The 255-nt window shown below is 60.8% G+C and carries 1 pseudogene; it reads right to left on the bottom strand.

What is annotated here, in order from left to right:
- Positions 1 to 255, bottom strand: a pseudogene (locus AACY49_RS31640) (arginine-ornithine antiporter); the annotation flags it as partial.

Below are 255 nucleotides of genomic sequence, written 5' to 3'. Positions count from 1 at the left end.
CTTCAAGCTTGGCTTTGGCGAACAGGATCACGCCGGGCGCATAGAGCAGGGCGGAGAGCAGCAGGTATTTGACGCCGCCGGCATAGATCAGCCAGACCGCGTAGATCAATGCGACGGCGCCGATGAACAGGTCTTTCCTGCGCTCGGCCACGGCGTTTTCATAACTCTCGCCGCGCACCGCCAGCAGCAGTGCGTAAGCCGCCGACCACAAGTAAGGCACCAGAATCATCGAGGTGGCGAGGTAGATCAGCGACA

It is taken from the genome of Pseudomonas sp. EL_65y_Pfl2_R96 (assembly GCF_963970905.1).
Classification (GTDB): Bacteria; Pseudomonadota; Gammaproteobacteria; order Pseudomonadales; family Pseudomonadaceae; genus Aquipseudomonas.
The sequence above is the reverse complement of the archived record's forward strand: the minus strand, read 5'-3'. Positions and strand labels throughout refer to the sequence as shown.